Origin of the sequence: Kitasatospora nipponensis (assembly GCF_039528135.1) — a bacterium.
GTDB lineage: Bacteria > Actinomycetota > Actinomycetes > Streptomycetales > Streptomycetaceae > Kitasatospora > Kitasatospora nipponensis.
This window is the reverse complement of the sequence record NZ_BAAALF010000439.1, coordinates 1-1,576: the sequence shown is the minus strand read 5'-3', so window position 1 is coordinate 1,576 and position 1,576 is coordinate 1. Positions and strand designations below refer to the sequence as shown.

The following is a 1,576-nucleotide window of genomic DNA, read 5'->3' as shown; positions in this document are numbered from 1 at the left end:
CTCCTCCACGATGTTGTGCCGGGACACCGTGCGCGACGTGCTCGACCTGCCGGAGGGCTGGGACCCGATGGGGGCCATCGCGGTGGGGCGGCCGGCGGAGGGACCGAAGGAACGTCAGGCCCGCTCGGCCGAAGCATTCGTGACGGTACGTTGACCGGCAGACGCGCCGTCCGGTCAGGTCCGAGCGGCGCGGGTCGGGAACTACGGTACGGCCGGATCAGGGTTCGACGCGGAAGCCGTGCCTGCGGCCGAGCCAGGACAGCGACTCGATGCCCGGCTTGCCGTTGGCGTCGTCCGGGCCGCTGTATCCGAGGTTGAGCTGGAGCTGCCGGTACGCGTCGATGGTCACCGTCCCGTAGGAGCCGTCCACGTACGGATGGTCCAGCAGCCCCTCGGACTCCAGCGCCTTCTCCAGGCGGAGCACCTGCGGCCAGGAGTAGGAGCGGTGGCCCTGCTCGGCGGGCGGGTCCCAGGACGCCGCGTGGTTGACCTGGCCGACGTACAGCACGTCGGGCAGCGGCTCCTCGGCACTGCCCCCTTGGCCGTCCTGGGGCTGGTAGGCGGGGTCCGCACTGCGAATGCCCTCCGCGAACCTGGGATATCCGTACCCGTAGACGTAGTCGTCCCTGCGCTGACGGGTGACCAGGGAGACCTGGTCGTTCCAGTTGCCCTCCACGGAGGTGACGGTGGTCTCGGTGTAGCTCACGACGATGCCGGTGTGTTCACCGCCGCCCGGGCCGAAGACCACCTGTGCCCCCAGGCCCGGGTACTCCGAGAAGCGACCCTCGCTCTTCCATGCCTCGGTGGACCTGGCGCAGTTGTCGAACTTCCCGGGGAGCAGGCCCACCAAGCCGACCCGGTTGAAGATGCACCAGACGAAGATGTCGCACCAGGCGACACCGTCCTCGCCGAATTCCTTGCCGAACTCCGTCCGATTGTCGTCGGTCTCCTGGAGGCCGATGTACGATTTCGCTTTGTTGATGACGAGATCTCGCTCGTACATGCCCGATGCTCCTGTTGTCGGCTGGAGGTGGGCCTTGTAGGCGCCATTCGTGAAGGTGCTCCACTGCTGCCACCCGCCACCGCTCTTGAAGATGGCGTAGGCAGCGTCAGCGTTCTTCCTCGGGTCGTGCAAGGCGGACTCCACCCGGAGGGTGTCGGGATATCCGTAGGCCTGGGGCTTCCGCAGTGAGCGGATCTGCCAGAGCCCGACGGAAGGCCCCCACTTGTCGTCCACCAGAGCAGTGTCACCGAGGATGTCCGGGTTTCCCCCGGACTCCGCCATGGCCACGGCGGCGGCGATCCCGACATCCTGACCGGAGAAGCCGGCCTGTTCCGCCAGGGATCTCAGCTCATTGACATTCATGGCAACCCCTTACCCGCCCGGCGGTTCCCTGGCGAAACCCGGGCAGCGACGAGAGCGGTACGCAAAAAAGGCGTGCGGCATTTCAGATCGCATGACAGTAGGGACTGGCCGCACCTGAGGGCACGCCTGGATTTGCGGCTATACATTAACCCTGCAGTCGGGGCCAGGTGAATGGCAAGCCCCTGGCAGGTCTTGAATGGTCAAGGAGAA

At 66.6% G+C, this 1,576-nt stretch carries 1 protein-coding gene and 1 pseudogene; one reads left to right on the top strand and one right to left on the bottom strand.

Going from position 1 to position 1,576, the window contains the following annotated elements:
• Positions 1 to 154: pseudogene (locus ABD323_RS40995) on the top strand (coenzyme F420-0:L-glutamate ligase); the annotation flags it as partial.
• Positions 155 to 217: 63 nt separating this feature from the next.
• Here ABD323_RS40995 and ABD323_RS40990 read toward each other — a convergent pair.
• Positions 218 to 1,366: a transglycosylase SLT domain-containing protein gene (locus ABD323_RS40990; RefSeq protein ID WP_184918928.1), complete on the bottom strand. Its 1,149-nt coding sequence runs from the start codon at positions 1,364 to 1,366 to the stop codon at positions 218 to 220.
• Positions 1,367 to 1,576 lie beyond the last annotated feature (210 nt).